Source organism: Paraclostridium benzoelyticum, from assembly GCF_001006285.1.
Taxonomy (GTDB): Bacteria; Bacillota; Clostridia; order Peptostreptococcales; family Peptostreptococcaceae; genus Paraclostridium; species Paraclostridium benzoelyticum.
The window spans coordinates 1-1,504 of record NZ_LBBT01000150.1 but is presented as its reverse complement, the minus strand read 5'-3'; the positions used below and the strand labels follow the sequence as shown (position 1 = coordinate 1,504).

Annotated in this window: 2 protein-coding genes; both read right to left on the bottom strand. The window is 25.4% G+C overall.

The genetic code is table 11. The annotated features are described in order from the left end of the window. Positions 1–83: 83 nt before the first annotated feature. Entirely contained in the window at positions 84–704 is a 621-nt protein-coding gene (locus tag VN21_RS07165; RefSeq protein WP_046821689.1) for a flavodoxin family protein, read from the bottom strand. Between the two features lie 309 nt (positions 705–1,013). Then, positions 1,014–1,169, bottom strand: coding sequence for a hypothetical protein (locus tag VN21_RS18635; protein WP_161794363.1), 156 nt, complete (start codon positions 1,167–1,169; stop codon positions 1,014–1,016). Positions 1,170–1,504 lie beyond the last annotated feature (335 nt).

Below are 1,504 nucleotides of genomic sequence, written 5' to 3'. Positions count from 1 at the left end.
CAATACTTAAAAATAAAGATGAAAAGCTTTCTAATATATAAAAAAGCACTTCGCATTTTCGAAGTGCTTTTTTATTATAATTTTTATCTTATAAAATTTGTATGTACTCTATCTTCTAAATCTGGTTTTTCTATATTATTCTTTTTACCAATATCTATACATTTTATTATCCAGGCCATATTTTTGCCTAGAACTCTCATTGTTTGTAATCCCTCTACATCTTTTTTTACTTCGTCTGAAGTGTTTCCATGGACCATATTCCAATATTGAGAACTAACAATTGGCATATTAGAGATAGTAAAGTACTTATTTAATTGATCAAGTGTAGCAGTAGTTCCTGCTCTTCTGGCACTAACTACTGAAGCACCTGGCTTAAATGCCATGTATTTTCCTCCGCTATAAAATACTCTATCTAAAAAAGATACTAATGATCCTGCTGCAGATGCATAATAAACAGGTGATCCAAATACAAATCCATCTGCATACTTTGCCTTTTCTACAAAATCATTAACTCCATCATTCATGAAGCACTTACCTGTATTTTTACATGAACGACATCCTATACATCCTCCTACAGGTTTATTACCTATGTGAAAAATTTCTGTATCTATTCCACTTGCTTCTAGTGCTTTTGAAACTTCCTCTAATGCTGTGTATGTACATCCATTTTTATTTGGACTTCCATTGACTAACAATACTTTCATACCTACACCATCCTAATCTAATTTAATTTTAAGTATATTTACATCCTTAATAAAATTATATAGCGCATATTGAACATAAAATCAATTAAATTTTAACTTTTTAACAAAAACTAAAGATAGTCTACCTAATCACTAGATAGACTATCTTCAGTTTTTTCAATTCATTTATATATTTAACTAAGCTAATCTGTAAGATAGTTTTAAATTTATAAAACTATAACGATTAAAACTTAATAGAATACCCCGTATTAATTTTAAATTAAAACTTTATTTACCTTCTAAAAACTTAAACATTATCATTATCTGTATTTATTTTCTTCTTTTATCACCTTTACAATTAATTTCAAATAACTTTACAGCCTTTGATTGAGTCATTCTTGGATTTATAATGCATGTCATTAATGCTAAATAATTTCTGATTGTTAAATCATCATTGAATGAATAATGAGATAAACTTTTAGCCATCTAATCATCCTCTCCTTACAATTTTATAAATTTATACTACAATATACATCTATACACCTATTTAATGTAAGTTTAACATGTTTTTTTATTAAACTTACATGTCAATATTGTAAGAAAAATTTAATATTTTAATTTAAAACAAATTATATCTATGAAAAATCTGCTCTAAAAATAGTTAAACATAGTAACTCCATTGAATTTAGAGTTTATAAGTATAGATATCTTTATTTTTTAAATTACCTATATATGTAAAATGTGAAATTAATTTCAAGTTAATTTATATTCTTAAATTTAAGAAGTATTTACTTTAATTTTTCAAGTTTAACTCCTTTACT

What these genes read in the sequence shown, in the direction of transcription:
- VN21_RS07165 (WP_046821689.1), bottom strand. Translation starts at nt 704, where the DNA reads ATGAAAGTATTGTTAGTCAATGGAAGTCCAAATAAAAATGGATGTACA.
- VN21_RS18635 (WP_161794363.1), bottom strand. Translation starts at nt 1,169, where the DNA reads ATGGCTAAAAGTTTATCTCATTATTCATTCAATGATGATTTAACAATC.